The sequence below is a fragment of the Billgrantia sp. C5P2 genome (assembly GCF_051062895.2).
In genome coordinates, this window is sequence record NZ_CM128542.1 from 4,417,460 (window position 1) to 4,432,854 (window position 15,395).

Annotated in this window: 17 protein-coding genes and 3 tRNA genes; 9 read left to right on the plus strand and 11 right to left on the minus strand. The window is 65.0% G+C overall.

The window, feature by feature from the left end:
- Positions 1-100: 100 nt before the first annotated feature.
- The 3 genes from ACRWQA_RS20550 to speA all read left to right on the plus strand — a co-directional run bounded on the left by ACRWQA_RS20550 (position 101) and on the right by speA (position 3,388).
- Positions 101-397: a DUF2782 domain-containing protein gene (locus tag ACRWQA_RS20550; RefSeq protein WP_263581572.1), complete on the plus strand. Its 297-nt coding sequence runs from the start codon at positions 101-103 to the stop codon at positions 395-397.
- 109 nt (positions 398-506) lie between these two features.
- Positions 507-1,469 carry a homoserine kinase gene (locus tag ACRWQA_RS20555; protein ID WP_263581573.1) on the plus strand — a complete coding sequence of 321 codons (963 nt, stop codon included), beginning with the start codon at positions 507-509 and terminating at the stop codon, positions 1,467-1,469.
- Positions 1,466-3,388, plus strand: coding sequence for a biosynthetic arginine decarboxylase (gene speA, locus ACRWQA_RS20560; RefSeq protein WP_446326222.1), 1,923 nt, complete (start codon positions 1,466-1,468; stop codon positions 3,386-3,388). Before ACRWQA_RS20555 ends, speA begins: the two co-directional genes overlap by 4 nt.
- Before the next feature lie 89 nt (positions 3,389-3,477).
- Here speA and ACRWQA_RS20565 read toward each other — a convergent pair whose 3' ends face one another.
- The 9 genes from ACRWQA_RS20565 to ACRWQA_RS20605 form a co-directional block, all read right to left on the minus strand.
- Complete coding sequence (locus tag ACRWQA_RS20565; RefSeq protein ID WP_263581575.1) at positions 3,478-4,143, minus strand: fumarylacetoacetate hydrolase family protein; 666 nt, start codon at positions 4,141-4,143, stop codon at positions 3,478-3,480.
- 108 nt (positions 4,144-4,251) lie between these two features.
- On the minus strand, positions 4,252-5,244 hold the full coding sequence (gene thpD, locus ACRWQA_RS20570) for an ectoine hydroxylase (RefSeq protein ID WP_434232721.1): 993 nt from the start codon (positions 5,242-5,244) through the stop codon (positions 4,252-4,254).
- Between the two features lie 207 nt (positions 5,245-5,451).
- A tRNA-Thr gene (locus tag ACRWQA_RS20575) sits at positions 5,452-5,527 on the minus strand.
- Between the two features lie 43 nt (positions 5,528-5,570).
- Positions 5,571-5,645 (minus strand) — tRNA-Gln (locus ACRWQA_RS20580).
- A gap of 6 nt (positions 5,646-5,651) precedes the next feature.
- Positions 5,652-5,727, minus strand: a tRNA-Phe gene (locus tag ACRWQA_RS20585).
- A gap of 92 nt (positions 5,728-5,819) precedes the next feature.
- Positions 5,820-6,092: an oxidative damage protection protein gene (locus tag ACRWQA_RS20590; RefSeq protein WP_263581577.1), complete on the minus strand. Its 273-nt coding sequence runs from the start codon at positions 6,090-6,092 to the stop codon at positions 5,820-5,822.
- 31 nt (positions 6,093-6,123) lie between these two features.
- Positions 6,124-7,215 (minus strand): A/G-specific adenine glycosylase, encoded by a 1,092-nt coding sequence (gene mutY, locus ACRWQA_RS20595; protein ID WP_434232341.1) that lies wholly within the window; start codon positions 7,213-7,215, stop codon positions 6,124-6,126.
- Positions 7,216-7,289: 74 nt separating this feature from the next.
- Positions 7,290-9,638, minus strand: a complete 2,349-nt coding sequence (locus ACRWQA_RS20600; RefSeq protein ID WP_434232344.1) for an AsmA family protein — start codon at positions 9,636-9,638, stop codon at positions 7,290-7,292.
- The gene (locus tag ACRWQA_RS20605; RefSeq protein ID WP_263581580.1) at positions 9,635-10,090 is read right to left on the minus strand and encodes a PanM family protein; all 456 of its coding nucleotides are present in this window, start codon (positions 10,088-10,090) and stop codon (positions 9,635-9,637) included. Before ACRWQA_RS20605 ends, ACRWQA_RS20600 begins: the two co-directional genes overlap by 4 nt.
- A 187-nt stretch (positions 10,091-10,277) precedes the next feature.
- Between ACRWQA_RS20605 and hisB the strand changes: the two genes are divergently transcribed.
- The 5 genes from hisB to ACRWQA_RS20630 all read left to right on the plus strand — a co-directional run bounded on the left by hisB (position 10,278) and on the right by ACRWQA_RS20630 (position 13,689).
- The gene (gene hisB / locus ACRWQA_RS20610) at positions 10,278-10,871 is read left to right on the plus strand and encodes an imidazoleglycerol-phosphate dehydratase HisB (RefSeq protein WP_434232347.1); all 594 of its coding nucleotides are present in this window, start codon (positions 10,278-10,280) and stop codon (positions 10,869-10,871) included.
- Positions 10,872-10,901: 30 nt separating this feature from the next.
- A complete protein-coding gene (hisH, locus tag ACRWQA_RS20615) occupies positions 10,902-11,543 on the plus strand; it encodes an imidazole glycerol phosphate synthase subunit HisH (protein WP_263581582.1) in 642 nt (213 codons plus the stop codon).
- A 64-nt stretch (positions 11,544-11,607) separates the two neighbouring features.
- Complete coding sequence (hisA, locus tag ACRWQA_RS20620) at positions 11,608-12,366, plus strand: 1-(5-phosphoribosyl)-5-[(5-phosphoribosylamino)methylideneamino]imidazole-4-carboxamide isomerase (protein ID WP_434232350.1); 759 nt, start codon at positions 11,608-11,610, stop codon at positions 12,364-12,366.
- Positions 12,367-12,369: 3 nt separating this feature from the next.
- Positions 12,370-13,143 (plus strand): imidazole glycerol phosphate synthase subunit HisF, encoded by a 774-nt coding sequence (hisF, locus tag ACRWQA_RS20625; RefSeq protein ID WP_263581584.1) that lies wholly within the window; start codon positions 12,370-12,372, stop codon positions 13,141-13,143.
- A 45-nt stretch (positions 13,144-13,188) separates the two neighbouring features.
- Positions 13,189-13,689, plus strand: a complete 501-nt coding sequence (locus ACRWQA_RS20630) for a hypothetical protein (RefSeq protein ID WP_263581585.1) — start codon at positions 13,189-13,191, stop codon at positions 13,687-13,689.
- Positions 13,690-13,706: 17 nt separating this feature from the next.
- On the opposite strand, the gene ACRWQA_RS20635 is transcribed toward ACRWQA_RS20630, so the two are convergent.
- Together ACRWQA_RS20635 and ACRWQA_RS20640 are read right to left on the minus strand one after the other, a co-directional pair.
- Entirely contained in the window at positions 13,707-14,297 is a 591-nt protein-coding gene (locus tag ACRWQA_RS20635; RefSeq protein WP_434232355.1) for a YjaG family protein, read from the minus strand.
- Between the two features lie 54 nt (positions 14,298-14,351).
- The gene (locus tag ACRWQA_RS20640; protein WP_263581587.1) at positions 14,352-14,645 is read right to left on the minus strand and encodes an MGMT family protein; all 294 of its coding nucleotides are present in this window, start codon (positions 14,643-14,645) and stop codon (positions 14,352-14,354) included.
- A gap of 52 nt (positions 14,646-14,697) precedes the next feature.
- Here ACRWQA_RS20640 and ACRWQA_RS20645 point away from each other — a divergent pair, with 52 nt between their 5' ends.
- Entirely contained in the window at positions 14,698-15,393 is a 696-nt protein-coding gene (locus ACRWQA_RS20645) for a type 1 glutamine amidotransferase (protein WP_434232358.1), read from the plus strand.
- The last annotated feature ends 2 nt before the right edge of the window (positions 15,394-15,395 follow it).

The following is a 15,395-nucleotide window of genomic DNA, read 5'->3' on the forward strand; positions in this document are numbered from 1 at the left end:
TTGCACGCCACTTTTGCCGCCATCGTTGGGATCACGCTGTCCAACGTCATACACTGGAATCAGTGGCAGCGATCGTCGCATGTGCACTTGGGAGGCCATCATGAACGTTTTTCGTCGTTTCCTGGCTGTAGCACTGCTTTCCCTCGGCCTCGGGCTGGCGGCGGCCACGCCCGCTTTGGCCCAATCCTCCGCCGATGTCGAGCCCGACATCACCATCCGCCAGGAGGAAGATCGCACCATTCGCGAGTACCGCGTCAACGGCCAGCTCTATGCCATCGAGATCCGCCCGCGGCAGGGCGCCAGCTACTTCCTGGTCGACCATGACGGCGACGGCAACTTCGAACGCCAGGAGGGCGACCGCGTCGCCGTACCTCAGTGGGTACTGGTTCGCTTCTAGCCGCCATGCCGCGCTCTATCCCAGGTGAATGCCGTAACGTGTCCAGCAGACGTGCATCACAGTGCCAAGACGCTACAATAGGCGGCTTGGCAACCTGGGCGAGAGACACATGGCCGTATTCACCCCGTTGAGCGACGCACAGGTCGCGGAGTTTCTCAGACGTTTCGATGTCGGCAACCTGGTCTCCCTGGAGGGAGTCGCCGGTGGCACCGAGAACACCACCTTCTTCGTCACTACCGACCGCCGCGAGCTGGTATTGACGCTGTTCGAGCAGGGGGAGCACGAGGAGCTGCCGTTCTTCGTCGACCTGCTCGATTATCTCGACGAGCATCGCCTGCCCGTGCCGGGGCCGGTACACGATCGCGAAGGCGTCGCCCTGCACAGCCTGGCCGGCAAGCCGTCGTTGCTGTTTCCACGGCTGCCCGGTCGCCACCCGATGGCGCCCAACCGGATGCAGTGCCAGGCCCTGGGCGACGCACTGGGGCGCATGCATAGCGTGTCCCAGCATTTTCCCGGCCATCGCCCCAACCCGCGTGATCTCAACTGGCTCGTCGCCATGCACCACAAGGTGCTGGGCTACCTCTCGCCCGAGGATCAGGCCCTGATGAAGGACGAGGTGGAGATCTACCAGGGCGTGTTCGGCGGCGCCCCCGAACTGCCCCATGGTGCGCTGCACGGCGACCTGTTTCGCGACAATACCCTGTTCGAGGGCGACCGCTTGGGGGGCATCATCGATTTCTACAACGGCTGTACCGGTGATTTGCTGTTCGATCTGGCCATCGTGATCAACGACTGGGCGTCGGGGCCCGAGGGTCAACTGGATCGCGAACGCCACGACGCCATCCTGCACGCCTACCAGGCCCGCCGGCCGCTGACCGCCGTCGAACGCGAGGTGTGGCCGACGATGCTGCGCATGACGGCACTCCGCTACTGGCTGTCGCGCCTGCTGGTGGTCTATGTGGACCCACCGGCCCATGACCTGACGCCCCACGACCCGGCGCAGTTCCATACCATTCTCACGGCACGCCTGAAACATGGCGCTTTGCCCCTGCCCGAAGCGAGCAACACATGAGCCTATCCATGGGAGCTGCCTCCGGCCCTGCCCAGCAGGCGCGCCGTACCTGGAACATCGACCAGTGGGGCAGTGGCTATTTCGACGTCGACGACAGCGGTCATGCGCTGGTGCGCCCGCTCGGCAGCGAGGCCGAAGGTCCGGCCTTGCCGCTGGCCCCGCTGGTGGATCAGCTGCGCGAGGCCGGTTTGCGCCTGCCAGTACTGGTCCGTTTCAGCGATATTCTGCACGACCGCGTCGAACAGCTGTGCGAGGCCTTCGACCTGGCCATGAGCGAGGAGGAGTACATCGGCGGCTACACCGCCGTGTACCCGATCAAGGTGAATCAGCAGCGCCGCGTGGTCGAAGAGATCCTCGCCACCCGCGAGCGCGGCCACGGCCGGGTCGGCCTCGAGGCCGGCAGCAAGCCAGAGCTGCTGGCGGTTCTGGCACTCTCCGCCGACGGCCCCTCGCTGATCGTATGCAACGGCTACAAGGACCGCGAGTACATTCGCCTGGCGCTGATGGGCGAGAAACTCGGCCACCGCGTTTATCTGGTGGTGGAAAAGTTCTCCGAACTGCCGCTGATTCTCGAGGAAGCCCAGAACCTCGGTGTTACCCCGCGCATCGGCCTGCGTGCCCGCCTGGCCTCGGTGGGCATGGGCAAGTGGCAGGATACAGGCGGTGAAAAGTCCAAGTTCGGGCTCACCGCCAGCCAGATGCTGGCGGTGGTGGAGCGCCTGCGCGAAGCCGATTCACTGGCCAGCCTGCAGCTGGTGCATTTCCACCTGGGCTCTCAGATCGCCAATATTCGCGACATCCAGGTCGGCCTGCGCGAGTGTGCGCGCTTCTACCAGAGCCTGCTGGCGCTGGGAGCACCGATCGACACCGTCGATGTCGGCGGTGGCCTGGGCATCGATTACGAAGGCACCCGTTCGCGCAGCTTCTGCTCGATCAACTACTCCATGCGCGAGTATGCCCGTAACGTTGTCAGCGCCTTCGCCCAGGCCTGCAATGAGGCAGAGATCCCCCATCCACATCTGATCAGCGAGTCCGGCCGTGCCCTCACCGCACACCATGCGGTGCTGATCGCCAATGTGATCGGCGAGGAGCGGGTCAACGACGAGGCGCCTGCGCGCCTGGCCGAGGACGACCCGCAGCTGGACGAACTGTGGCGCGTGCACGATCTGCTGGGCAACTCGGTGGAACCGCGCGAGCTGGTGGAGGCCTGGCACGACCTGCTGCAGGCGATGAGCGAGATGCACGACCGCTTTCTCATGGGGCTCGCCGACATCACCGTTCGCGCCGAGTCGGAAGGGGTCTACTTCGCCGCCTGTGCCCGCCTGCGCGAGAAACTCGACAGCCGCAATCGCGCCCACCGCGAGATCATCGACGAGCTGGCCGAGAAGCTAGCCGACAAGTTGTTCGTCAACTTCTCGCTGTTCCAGTCGGTGCCCGACGTCTGGGGCATCGACCAGATCTTCCCGGTACTGCCGCTGACCGGACTCAACCGCGAGCCCACCCGCCGTGGCGTGATCCAGGACATCACCTGCGACAGCGATGGCCGCATCGACGGCTACGTAGACGGCCAGGGTGTGGAGACCACCCTGCCACTGCCGGAATGGCGCGAAGACGAGGAGCGCCTGCTGGGCTTCTTCCTGGTCGGCGCCTATCAGGAGATCCTCGGCGACCTGCACAACCTGTTCGGCGACACCGACTCGGTCGACGCCGCCCTGGACGAGAACGGCGACTGGGTGCTCAGCCATGCCCAGCAAGGCGACCGCGTCTCCGACGTGCTCGCCTACGTCAACTTCGATGCCAAGGTGCTGCGTGACCGCCTGGCCGGACAGTTGCAGGAGAGCGGCCTATCCGCCGAGGAGCAGGAGCAGTTCCTCGACGATCTCTCCGCCGGGCTGCAGGGATACACCTACCTGGAGTGATCGGCCTCCCGCTGTAGCAGCAAGACACACCCCCTCGGCCTGGCAGGCCGAGGGGGTGTTGCGTTGAGGCTGGAGATCAGCCGGGTTGCCTACTCCGCCACCTGCCCGCGGGCTTCCAGTCCGCCGGTCAGGGTCAGATACAGGTTCGCGCCACGCGGCAGTTCGCCTACGCCCGCTGGCGTGCCGGTCAACACCACATCGCCGGGCTCGAGGGTGAAGTGACGGCTCATCTCGGCCACCAGGGTCGGGACCGGGAACAGCATGTCGGCCCCTTCGCCATGCTGGCGAAGCTCGCCGTTGATCTGAAGTTCGAAGGTCAAGGCATTCCAGTTCGGCGCGCGATTCAGCGGCAGGAAGTCAGTCAGCGGGCAGGCGCCGTCGAAGGCCTTGGCTACCTCCCAGGGCTGGCCCTTCTCCTTGAGCCGCGCCTGTACGTCGCGCAGGGTCAGGTCGAGGGCCAGGCCGATACCGACGATGGCCCGCTCGGCCTCGTCGGGTGTGGCGTGGGTCAGCCGCTCGCCGATCAGCAATGCCAGCTCGGCCTCGAAGTGTACCTCGCCGCGTGCAAATGGGGCCTGGATGGGTGCATCGAAGCTGGCCGCGCTGGTCGCCGGTTTGATGAACAGCAGCGGCTCGGTGGGTATCGGGTTGTTCAGTTCCTTGGCGTGATCGGCGTAATTGCGACCGACGCAGACGATCTTGCCAAGCGGATGGGAAAACGCCTGGCCATCGGTGAAACGGGGGACAAAGCGCATGGCGGGTCTTCTCCTTCTCGTTAGGCGTCCGCATTTCGGCGACAAGCCTAATAGTCTACCTCACCATGCGCCCTGTTCCATCCAATCGTCCGCAGCCCGACGATGAGATCAGCCTTCCGGCGCCCATGGCTTATCCGGTGAATGCGCCAGGAAGCTCGGTCGACGATGCCGTGCGGCGAAGGGCTCGACACAGGCGTTGTCGCGTCGATTGTAGACGAAGAAAACGTTGCTGCGCGGGTCCGGCGACATGTTGGCATTGGAGCCATGCAGGACATTGCAATCGAACAGCAGCAGCCCGCCAGCGGCCCCTTTCGGTGCCTCGATGCCATGACGGGCGACCAGCTCACGCAGCGCCTCGCGGCCCGGTACGCCGAACTCCTGACGCTTGAGCGACTGGCGGTGATGATCGTCAGGCGTTTCGCCCAGGCACGGCACGAAGACCTTGTGCGAGCCTGGGATCAGCATCAGCGGGCCATTGAATTCGTGGTTGTCGGTCAGCACGATCGAGGCACTGACGGCGTGCATGGCCGGCATACCATCCTCGGCGTGCCAGGTCTCGAAGTCGGAGTGCCAGCTGAAGCCCTTGCCCTCGAAGCCCGGCTTGTAGTTGATGCGCGACTGATGCACGTAGGCATCGCCGCCAAGGATCTGGCGCACCCGGCCGACCAGGCGCTCGTCACTTGCCAGGGCGTCGAAGCGCTCGGACAGGTAGTGCACCGCAAACAGCGAGCGGATCTCCTGGCTATCGGGCTCGGTGATGCTGAAGTCGCGACCGCGAAAGTCGTCGCGATTGAGCAGCTCGCTCAGTTCCCGGCGCAGCTCGTCGAGCTCCTCACCGCTGATGAAGTTGGGTTCGAACAGAAAGCCCTTGCGCTCGAACTCGTCGAGTTGCGCCTGACTCAGCGGCCCCTGCTCGGCACGGCCGCGCACGACATCTTCCTGGCGCTCCAACCACAGGGAATCGAGTGGCCCGGCCAGCCGGGTGGGATACGGATCGCGCATGCGATCGAGCGTGTTCTCGACCTGAGCGGTCATGGTGTCGGCGTCGACGTAATCGGTCGCCTGTTTCAGCTTACGGTTGGACGAAGTCTGCACTGTCATCCAATCACCTCCTGTGTATCCGTGATCAGTTTCAGTCCCAACTCGTGCAACGGCGTGCAGCCGTGGAGGGGAGTCCCGGAGGACCATGCACCTTCGATGTGGTGGCGTTGCGGTGCGCTTTCAAGAGCGACAAAAAAACCGCCTTCAAGGGCGGTTTTAATAGCTGCAAGTCGCTAAAATCCCGAATCTTCACCACTAGTTCAGTGATGGTGCCGGCACCAGGAGTCGAACCCGGGACCTACTGATTACAAGTCAGTTGCTCTACCAACTGAGCTATGCCGGCTCGGGACCGATCCAGGCGAATTGCAGATCGGAAAGGGTTGGCGTGGCTGGGGTACCAGGATTCGAACCTGGGAATGCCGATACCAAAAACCGGTGCCTTACCACTTGGCGATACCCCAGCAGATTGGTGGCCAGAGACGGAATCGAACCGCCGACACGGGGATTTTCAATCCCCTGCTCTACCGACTGAGCTATCTGGCCGCTGCCAACGGTGCGTATTAAACAAGATCGCATCCGCAGCGTCAAGCCTTTCGTTTCATGCAGATGCCGCGGCCCAGCCGGTGTCGTTCAGGCTAGCGCTCGCGCGGCACGTAGCCTTCCGCCTGGTCGGTTTCAAGATTGTCGAGAAAGCGCTCCATCTGCTCGTTGAGGTAGGCCCGCGCCTCGGGATCGAGCATGTTGAGGTGCTTCTCGTTGATCAGCCGGGTCTGCAGCGCCTGCCACTCGTCCCAGGCGCGCTTCGACACGCTGCCCTGGATGTCCTGGCCCTTCTTTCCCGGCAGCGGCGGGAATGGCAGCGCCTCGAGTTCTTGCTGGTACTTGCGACAGAAAACGGTCTGGCTCATTTGATCTCCTGATGTGTAGATGGCCGGACACTCAAGGTCCCTCCGATGCAGTCAGTGCAAACGGAGCGAGCGAGGCCAGCAGCGACTTCACCGGCGCCGCCAGGCCGATGCGCCCGGGATTGCCTGGATCGTACCAGCATCGCGCCTCGCCGACCGAATCCAGCCCGCCGATCCGCGCCGGCTGCGGCGTGATATCTAGCCTGAAGTGACTGAAGGTGTGGCTGAAGGCCGGCCAGTTCGGCTGGAGTGCCGCCCCGGGGGCATGTACATCGAGCCAGGCTCGAAGCGCCACCAGATCGTCGAACTGGGGCAAGCCCCACAGCCCGCCCCACAACCCACTGGCCGGGCGCTGCTCGAGCAGCACGCGACCTTGGTCGTCCTGCAGTACCAGCATCAGCGTAGTGCGTGTCGGCAGTGCCTTCTTGGGCTTGGACTCGGGAAAGCGGCGCTGCTCGCCGCGGGCATGGGCCACGCAGACATCGGCGAACGGGCAGCGACCGCATTCGGGCGTGCCGCGCCGGCACAGGGTAGCGCCGAGATCCATCATCGCCTGGGTGTGGTCGGCTACGCGATGCTCGGGCGTGTAATGCTCGGCCAGCGCCCACAGCCTACGCTCCACCGCTGGTCGCCCCGGCCAGCCCTCCACGGCGTGCAGTCGCGACAGGCTGCGCTTGACGTTGCCATCCAGGATCACCGCTCGCTGGCCGGTACTCTGGGCAATGATTGCCCCGGCGGTGGAACGGCCGATGCCGGGCAGCCCAGCCAAGGCGTCGAGGCTTGCCACCGGCAGCTCGCCGCCATGCTCGCTCATCACCTGCTGTGCCGCCTTGTGCAAGTTGCGCCCGCGGGCGTAGTAGCCGAGCCCTGTCCACAGATGCAGCACCTCGTCTTGAGAGGCCTCGGCGAGCTCGGCAAGCGTAGGGAAGCGGCCCATGAAGCGCTCGAAATAGGGAATCACGGTCGCCACCTGGGTCTGCTGCAGCATGATCTCGGAAACCCAGACCCGGTAGGGCGTGCGCTCACGCTGCCAAGGCAGGTCGTGGCGACCGTGACGATCGAACCAGTCCAGCAGGCGGCGCTGGAATTCGGCGGCTTCTAGAACCGGTTCAGGCTTTTCGCGCATGAACCACCTTCACGCAGACGTGGCGAAAAAAAGCGCCGACTGTGAGTCGGCGCAGAGACTGGCTTGTTGGGTCATCAATTCAACAGACCACGCAAGGTGTCGCGAAGTTCCCGACTGGCTCCCTCGCCCAGGCGTTCTTCGAGTTTCTCGAGCGGGCGCTCGAGGCGCTCCTCCAGCTCATCGCCGGCACGGCGGGAGACTTCGTCGCGCAGCAGCTCGGCCAGGGTCGCCTGAAACGCCTCGCGATCGAAGCGGCACCATTCCCCGCTGTCACCGGAGAACTCACCGCTACAGCGCACCGGCAGCGGCACGCGCTCCAGGCGCCGATTGACCGGGCAGGCGGCATCCGCACCATCGACGAAGCGGGCAGCGGCACGCAGGTCGAAGCGTTCGCTGCCCAGGTCCAGCTCGCCGGTGCCGCCCAGCTCGATGCCGGGAATGAGAACCAGGATGTCTTCACTGCGAGCAATGCCATCGTTGATGCGCAGGCTCGCTTCAGCGCGTTCGAAGCGCGTATCGGCGCTCCAGTCGCGGCTCGTCTCGCGCCCCTCGATCGCAGCCGCCAATGAGCACAGCTCTTGTGAGACGTTGACGTCGAGTATGGCCCCCTCGTCGATCTGCCCCGCCATGCGTCCGTTGAGATTGCGCTTGAGCGCCGGCCAGCTGTTGGCGCGCGTTTCGAGCTCACCGTCGAGCGTGAGCCGACCACGTAGCGGCGCAGGGCTGTCGTCCTCGCTCAGCGCCTGCAGCAGCGGCTCCAGGCGTACCCGTGAGAGGCTGGGGTTGAGCTGCCAGCGAATCGGCTCGCGGGTGAGGTCGAGCGCTCCGCTGGCGCTCAACTCACCGTCGTAGAATGCCGAATGGAAGCGTTCGAGGCGCTGCTGGCCGTCGCTACCGGACATGGCCAACCCCACCTCGGTGAAGTCGAGCCCCGACAAGCGCAGCTGTGCCAGGTCCAGCGCCCCATTCAAGTTCAGTCGAGCCAGCCACTCGGCAGGGACCAGCTCGGCCGTGTCGTCGGCATGGGCCTTGCCGACACCCAGGAGATTATTCCGGGCAGCACTCTGGTCGACGGGCTCGGCAGGCGGCAGGTAGCCGTCCAGGTCGAGACGGTCGCCTTGCAGCTCGAAGTCGAGCAGGTGGCCGTCGAAGCCGGCGTTCAGCTTGCCGGTGAAGGTACTGCCATCGAGTACCATGGTCAGGCCCGCCAACTCCAGACGCTCCATATTGCCTCGCACCGGGCTGGTCAGGGCCACGTCGGAGAGCGCCTGGGGATCCGCCATCTCGGGCATTTTGCCCAGGCGCGAGAGCCATGGACGCAACGAGAAGGGCGCCACGCTGACCTGCCCGCTGTAGGCGGGTGCCTGGTCGAGGCCGGTGAGGTTGAGGTGCCCGCTCAGGCGCAGCTCATCGGGCCCGGTCAGCTGCAGGTCGCGCAGCTGTGCCGTGTTCTCGGCCAGGTCGGCATCCAACGCCAGCGCCAACGCCAATGGTATGGGACTCTCGCCCAGGGCAGGGTGTTGCAGCCCAGCCTCGAGCCGGCCCTCCTGAAGCTGTAGCCGCTGCTGCGAGAGGTCCAGGATAAGCTGTTGTCCGCTCAGGTCGAGTTGCTGCCGACCCTCGATGCCCGCCAGCAAGCTTGCGGAACTGAGCTTCAATCCCTCCAGTACGTAGCGGCGCTCGGCAAGGGCCAGCCGCATCCGCCCTTCGAGCGAAATGTCGCTCGCCAGTGCCGGGCTGCGTTCGAGCTCCCGCCAGTCGAGGGTGGGATACGATCTCAGTTGGAAGGAGGATTTGAACGGAAAGGCGCGCTGGGGATTGACGTTGGTGCCGGAAAGATTGATCTCCTCGACCAACCACTCCGTTCCCGACGCGAGATCCCGATACCTTGCCGACCCGTTGCGTACCTGAACGCTGGCGATGTTGAGTGCCACGGCCAGATTGCCGCTCTCCCGGTTGGGCCCGGCGCTGGCCGGCGCCAGCGCCGACTCGGCGCCTTCGCGGCCCTCGTCGAGGCGCTGCAACAGAGTCTCCCAGTTACCGCGTCCCTCCTCGTCACGCGCCAGGCGCAGCTGCATCCCGTCGAGCGTCAGCCCTTCGATGGCGATCTCCCCGCGCAGCAACGGTGCAAAGGCAAGGCTGACCTCGGCATGGGCGAAGGCAAGGAAGGGCTGATCTTCGGCACTCTGCTCCGGAAGGCGGCCTTCGGCTTGCTCCACGCTCACGCCCAGGCGCGGGTAGAACGACCAGGAGAGCGGGCCGTCCAGGGTCAGCTCCAACCCGCTCTGCTCGCGCACCACCTCGACCAGCCGCGGCTTGAAGTCCTCCGGGTCGAGAAAGGTCGTGACGTAGACCACAGCCGCCGCCACCACGACGCCGAGCACCCCGATGGCAGCCAGCAGCATCTGCAGCAATCGCTTCATGTGTTACCGCCTCCTTGCAGCGGTGGAGCCAATACGAAATAGTCACCCGTGATATCCAGGCGATATCCCAGGCGCGTCAGCAGCACCTGGTCGGCGACCGGAAGCTGCGAGGAGAGTATGCACAGTTCACGGCCCGCGGCACGCGCTGCATCGCTGACTAGTGCCAGCAGTCGCGCGCCGACTCCGCGCCGCCGGGTAGCCTTGCGCACGCACAGCTCCGACAGCCACCAGGCCCGATCGTCGTCGCTCACCGCTACCGCGCCCAGCAGGCGATCGTTGAAGTGTGCGCAACCGAAGAAGTGGCCGGCCTCGAGGTGCCCGCGAAGAAAGGACTCCACCGGCACTGCCAGGCGCTCGGCCGGCGCGTCGGCATAGATCCGCTGCAGGTCGTGCTGTATCTGTGGGTCTGACGCCCAGACGGCCTTGTCTACGAGGTGAAGCGTTACCGGCATGGCGGTCTCCCTGGGCCGCGGCATGGAGCCGCCGCTATGATGGGCGCATTGTAGCGGATGGGGGGGGCGATTCTCTATAATGGACGGCCCATGACGGCAAGCGCAGCACCTTGCCCGCCCGGAAGCCGCCTTCGGCCATGCCGGGCCCATACCATGCGACGCGCACCAGCGCCAGAGAGAGGCCGACATGTCCGAGCGAATCGCCACGGTAACCCGTGACACCAAGGAGACCCAAATCACGGTCACCGTGAATCTCGATGGCGAAGGCCGGCTGAACTGCGAGACCGGTGTTCCCTTCCTCGACCACATGCTGGATCAGGTGGCACGCCATGGCCTGATCGACCTGGACGTCAAGGCGGTGGGCGACCTGCATATCGACGACCATCACACCGTCGAGGATCTCGGCATCACCCTCGGTCAGGCCTTCGATCAGGCCATCGGCGACAAGCGCGGTATTCGTCGCTATGGTCATGCCTATGTGCCGCTGGACGAAGCGCTGTCACGGGTCGTGGTAGACTTCTCAGGTCGCCCGGGCCTGTTCATGGACGTCGAGTTCACTCGCGCCAGCATCGGCCGTCTCGACACCCAGCTGTTCTGGGAGTTCTTCCAAGGCTTCGTCAATCACGCCCGGGTCACGCTGCACATCGACAACCTGAAGGGCTTCAATGCCCACCATCAGGCGGAGACCATCTTCAAGGCCTTCGGCCGCGCACTGCGCATGGCCGTGGAGCCCGACCCGCGCATGGCCGGGCAGATGCCGTCCACCAAGGGCTGCCTGTAGCGCAGACGTCCGAACCTGAGAGGAGCCTCCATGACCATTGCCGTCATCGACTACGGAATGGGTAATCTGCATTCAGTTGCCAAGGCGCTGGAGCACGTGACCCACGAACGCGTGGTCATCACTCGCGACCCGCGCCGCATCCAGGGTGCCACCCGCCTGGTGCTGCCCGGCCAGGGAGCGATCCGCGACTGCATGGGCGAGCTCGAAAAGACCGAGCTGCGAGGGCTGGTACAGGAGCTGCTGACCAGGCAGAGCAAGCCGCTGCTGGGCATCTGCGTCGGCCAGCAGATGCTGCTCGACCACAGTGAGGAGAGCGGCGGCATCCCCTGCCTGGGCTTTCTTCCCGGCGAAGTGAAGCGTTTTCCCACCGATATGGTCGACGACCACGGGCAGCGTCTCAAGGTGCCCCACATGGGCTGGAACCTGGTGCACCAGCACCACGAGCACCCGTTGTGGCAAGGCATCGATCAGGACGAGCACTTCTATTTCGTGCACAGCTATTACGTGGCGGCAGAAGACGACGCCTGCGTCTACGGCACCACCCGCTACGGAGGGGTCGACGCCCACGTGGCCATCGGCCGTGACGCCACCTTTGCCGTGCAGTTCCACCCGGAGAAGAGTTCACGGGCCGGGCTCAAGCTGCTGGAAAATTTCGTCAGCTGGGCGCCCTGAGCCGCCTTCATCGCCGAGCCGTTATGACAAACCCGGTGCGCACACGCACCCGAGAGGACACGACATGCTGGTAATTCCCGCCATCGATCTCAAGGACGGCAAGTGCGTTCGCCTCAAGCAGGGACGAATGGACGACGCCACCACCTACGGCGACGATCCGGTGGCCATGGCGGCCCGTTGGGTCGAGGCCGGTGCTCGCCGCCTGCATCTGGTCGACCTCAACGGCGCCTTCGAGGGCAAGCCGATCAATGGCGAGGCGGTGACCGCCATCGCCCGGCGCTGGCCTGAACTGCCCATCCAGATCGGTGGCGGCATCCGTAGCGCCGAGACCATCGAGCACTATCTCGCCGCCGGCGTCTCCTACGTGATCATCGGCACCAAGGCGGTCAAGGAACCGGATTTCGTCGGCGAGATGTGCCGCGCCTTTCCCGGCCATGTGATCGTCGGCCTCGATGCCCGTGACGGCTTCGTCGCCACCGACGGCTGGGCCGAGGTCTCCCAGGTGAAGGCGGTGGACCTGGCCAAGCGCTTCGCCGATGACGGTGTCTCCAGCATCGTCTACACCGACATCGCCCGCGACGGCATGATGAACGGCGTCAACGTCGAGGCCACCGCCCAGCTAGCTCGCGAGGGTGGCCTGCCGGTGATCGCCTCCGGTGGCGTGACCGATCTCGACGACCTGCGCGCCCTCGTGGCAGCGGGCGAACCGGGCATACTCGGTGCCATCACTGGCCGGGCTATCTACGAGGGCAGCCTCGACGTGGCCGAAGGCCAGAAGCTGTGCGACGACCTGACTGCAGGGCTCGACCGAGCCGGGAGCTGAATCATGGGACTGACCAAGCGCATCATCCCCTGTCTCGATGTCGACGCCGGCCGGGTGGTCAAGGGCGTCAATTTCATCGGTATCCGCGATGCCGGCGACCCGGTCGAGATCGCCCAGCGCTACAACCTGCAGGGCGCCGACGAGATCACCTTCCTCGACATCACCGCCAGCCATGAGGATCGTGACACCACGGTGGAGATGGTCGAGCGCATCGCCGGCGAGGTGTTCATACCGCTGACCGTGGGCGGCGGCATCCGCACCTGCGACGATATCCGCACCATGCTCAATGCCGGTGCCGACAAGGTCTCGATCAATACCGCCGCGGTCACCAACCCCGACTTCGTGCGCGAGGCCGCCGAGCGCTTCGGCAGCCAATGCATCGTCGTGGCCATCGACGCCAAGCGTGTCTCCGCCGAGGGCGAGTCGCCACGCTGGGAGATATTTACCCACGGCGGACGGCGCCCCACCGGCTTGGACGCGGTCGAATGGGCGAAAAGAATGGTCGAGTATGGGGCCGGCGAGCTGCTGCTGACCAGCATGGACCGCGACGGTACCAAGGCCGGCTTCGACCTGGGCGTGACCCGCGCGATCAGCGACGCCGTGACGGTGCCGGTGATCGCCTCCGGCGGCGTCGGCAATCTCGATCATCTCGTGGACGGCGTGATAGAAGGCGGAGCCGATGCGGTACTCGCCGCCAGCATCTTCCACTTCAGCGAGTACACCATACCCGAGGCCAAGCGCTACATGGCCGACCGCGGCATCGAGATGCGCCTGTAACAGAAATCAAGGAGAGTGAACTTGCGGGTTTCTTGGAAGGACGCCATGCGCCGGAGCTTCATCACTCTCGCCGCATTCATGCTGGTATCACCAGCGCTTCGGGCCGAACAAAAGCCGATCTGGCCACCGCTTCTCGAACTCGATCACGTATTGCTGCAGACCAGTCTCTACACGCGCCACTTCGACCCCGAGCCCGATCACAACAACCGGCAGAACCTGATCGGACTCGAGCTGCACAACACGCAGCGCTGGCTGGTCGGCGGCGCCCGCTTCCTGAACTCCTTCGACCAGGCGGCCCTCTACCTCTATGCCGGACGCGAGTTCCCCCTCTGGGAGCCACGCGACAACCTCATCGTGCGCGCCAAGCTGTCGGCAGGCCTGCTGCACGGCTATCGCGGCGAGTACCAGGACAACATTCCCTTCAACCGCCATGGCGTGGCACCGGCCGCGCTGCCCAGCCTAGGACTGCAATGGGGGCGCTTCGAGACCGACCTGATCGTCTTCGGCACTGCCGGGGCCATGGTCATCGGCGGCATTCGCTTCTAGACCGCGAGCCTATCCGGCTAACCGGCCTCTAGCCCAAGGTTGCTTATTCCATCGTTTCGTCCAAGCCGCCGTATCGCCTTGAGCGTATCTGGATCAAGCGGGCCTTCCGCGGCTTCCAACACGGCATCCTGGAAATCGTTCTCGTCCGCCATGAGGGGGTGCTCGCGCACCAGCTTCGCCAGCTTGCCGGCGTCCTCCTCGCCCTCGGCCAGTTCGATGAAGGCACGCACGCCAGCCTTGGAGATGCGGCTGACCTCGAGCACGGCATCGGGGGAGTCACCGCGCAATGTATCGAGCAGCGAAGCCAAAGCGACCACGACTTCCATGGCGCGCCGAGCACCGAAGCTGTCGTCGTCGGATGGAGGTTCTAGCTCGGCAAGCTTCTCTGCCTGGCGTTCGAAGTCGATACGCGCCTCTCGCACGCTGAGCTGCTCCCACACCAGATCGAGAATCGCCTTCACCCCCGCCGGATTTCCCGCCCCGGTCATTTTCGCGTAGAGCGCATAGTTGGGTAGCAACCGTTCGCACAGCGCCGCCATGAAGGCTTGTTGCTGACGCGGCGCGAGTGCCTGGAGCCGCTGGTGGAAGCCCCCTGTTGGCTGGCTCATGGATACTCCTAATGAATTGACGGTCAGATGGATAAAGTATGAGAAGTCATCGGCTCATGGCCACAGCGCTTCAGGCGCCACTCGTCCTCGCGCATCGAACAATACGCCTTCGGCAATCAACCGTTGACGCTGCTCGATGGCACCGGGATGGTCGGCCACACGGCGCGAGGCCGTGATGACGCGAAACCAAGGCAACCCATGCTCGTCTGGCAGTTCACGCAGCGCCCTTGCCACCAGGCGGGGGGTGGCGCCTTCGGTCATGGCGGCAATACGGCCATAGGTGGTCACCCGCCCCGGCGGTATTGCGGCCAGGATGGTCAGGATCTGTTCCCGCAGTGCCGGTTTCATGTACGCTGCCGCTCCCCCCCTTTCCGTGTCACCCCTGAATGGCGAGGTTTCCATGCACCTGCACCTTCTTCAACACAGCCCGCATCAGGGCCCGGGACGCATCGCCGATTGGCTGACCAGCATGGGACACAGCCATACCGTCTTCCATCTCCATGCGGGCGAACTTCCCCCGAGCCTGGCCGATGGCGACGCATTGATCCTGCTCGACGGCCCCATGGACATATTCGACGACGAACGCTACCCCTGGCTCAAGCGTGAGCGCAAGCTGATTGCCAAGGCGTTGGACGGCAACAAGCCGCTGCTCGGCATCGGCATGGGCGCGAGGATGATCGCCGCCGAGCTGGGCGCCACGGTGGGCCACGGCACCTTCGCCGAGGTCGGCTGGCACGAGGTGACCCTCGCCCCGGAAAGCCCCTTCGATCTGCCGGAGCGCTTCACCGCCTTCATGTGGCATCGCGATGTCTTCGCCCTGCCCGACGACGCCCTGCCGCTGGGTGGCAGCCCCGGCAGTCCGGTACAGGGCTTCGCCTGGGATGCCGGGCGTGCGCTGGGGCTGCTGTGCCATTTCGAGGTCACGCCAGCCAGCGTCGACGCACTGCTGGCGAGTAACGAGAGGCCAACAGGGAGCGAGGCCAGCCCCCACGCTCAGCCCGCCGAAAGCATCCTCGCCGATGCCAGGCGTTTCGACCGACTGGCGCCGCTGCTCGACCGTCTGCTCAGCCAGTGGATACGCAGTGCAGCGGCCTGATG

What these genes read in the sequence shown, in the direction of transcription:
- ACRWQA_RS20550 (WP_263581572.1), top strand. Translation starts at nt 101, where the DNA reads ATGAACGTTTTTCGTCGTTTCCTGGCTGTAGCACTGCTTTCCCTCGGC.
- ACRWQA_RS20555 (WP_263581573.1), top strand. Translation starts at nt 507, where the DNA reads ATGGCCGTATTCACCCCGTTGAGCGACGCACAGGTCGCGGAGTTTCTC.
- speA (WP_446326222.1), top strand. Translation starts at nt 1,466, where the DNA reads ATGAGCCTATCCATGGGAGCTGCCTCCGGCCCTGCCCAGCAGGCGCGC.
- ACRWQA_RS20565 (WP_263581575.1), bottom strand. Translation starts at nt 4,143, where the DNA reads ATGCGCTTTGTCCCCCGTTTCACCGATGGCCAGGCGTTTTCCCATCCG.
- thpD (WP_434232721.1), bottom strand. Translation starts at nt 5,244, where the DNA reads ATGACAGTGCAGACTTCGTCCAACCGTAAGCTGAAACAGGCGACCGAT.
- ACRWQA_RS20590 (WP_263581577.1), bottom strand. Translation starts at nt 6,092, where the DNA reads ATGAGCCAGACCGTTTTCTGTCGCAAGTACCAGCAAGAACTCGAGGCG.
- mutY (WP_434232341.1), bottom strand. Translation starts at nt 7,215, where the DNA reads ATGCGCGAAAAGCCTGAACCGGTTCTAGAAGCCGCCGAATTCCAGCGC.
- ACRWQA_RS20600 (WP_434232344.1), bottom strand. Translation starts at nt 9,638, where the DNA reads ATGAAGCGATTGCTGCAGATGCTGCTGGCTGCCATCGGGGTGCTCGGC.
- ACRWQA_RS20605 (WP_263581580.1), bottom strand. Translation starts at nt 10,090, where the DNA reads ATGCCGGTAACGCTTCACCTCGTAGACAAGGCCGTCTGGGCGTCAGAC.
- hisB (WP_434232347.1), top strand. Translation starts at nt 10,278, where the DNA reads ATGTCCGAGCGAATCGCCACGGTAACCCGTGACACCAAGGAGACCCAA.
- hisH (WP_263581582.1), top strand. Translation starts at nt 10,902, where the DNA reads ATGACCATTGCCGTCATCGACTACGGAATGGGTAATCTGCATTCAGTT.
- hisA (WP_434232350.1), top strand. Translation starts at nt 11,608, where the DNA reads ATGCTGGTAATTCCCGCCATCGATCTCAAGGACGGCAAGTGCGTTCGC.
- hisF (WP_263581584.1), top strand. Translation starts at nt 12,370, where the DNA reads ATGGGACTGACCAAGCGCATCATCCCCTGTCTCGATGTCGACGCCGGC.
- ACRWQA_RS20630 (WP_263581585.1), top strand. Translation starts at nt 13,189, where the DNA reads ATGCGCCGGAGCTTCATCACTCTCGCCGCATTCATGCTGGTATCACCA.
- ACRWQA_RS20635 (WP_434232355.1), bottom strand. Translation starts at nt 14,297, where the DNA reads ATGAGCCAGCCAACAGGGGGCTTCCACCAGCGGCTCCAGGCACTCGCG.
- ACRWQA_RS20640 (WP_263581587.1), bottom strand. Translation starts at nt 14,645, where the DNA reads ATGAAACCGGCACTGCGGGAACAGATCCTGACCATCCTGGCCGCAATA.
- ACRWQA_RS20645 (WP_434232358.1), top strand. Translation starts at nt 14,698, where the DNA reads ATGCACCTGCACCTTCTTCAACACAGCCCGCATCAGGGCCCGGGACGC.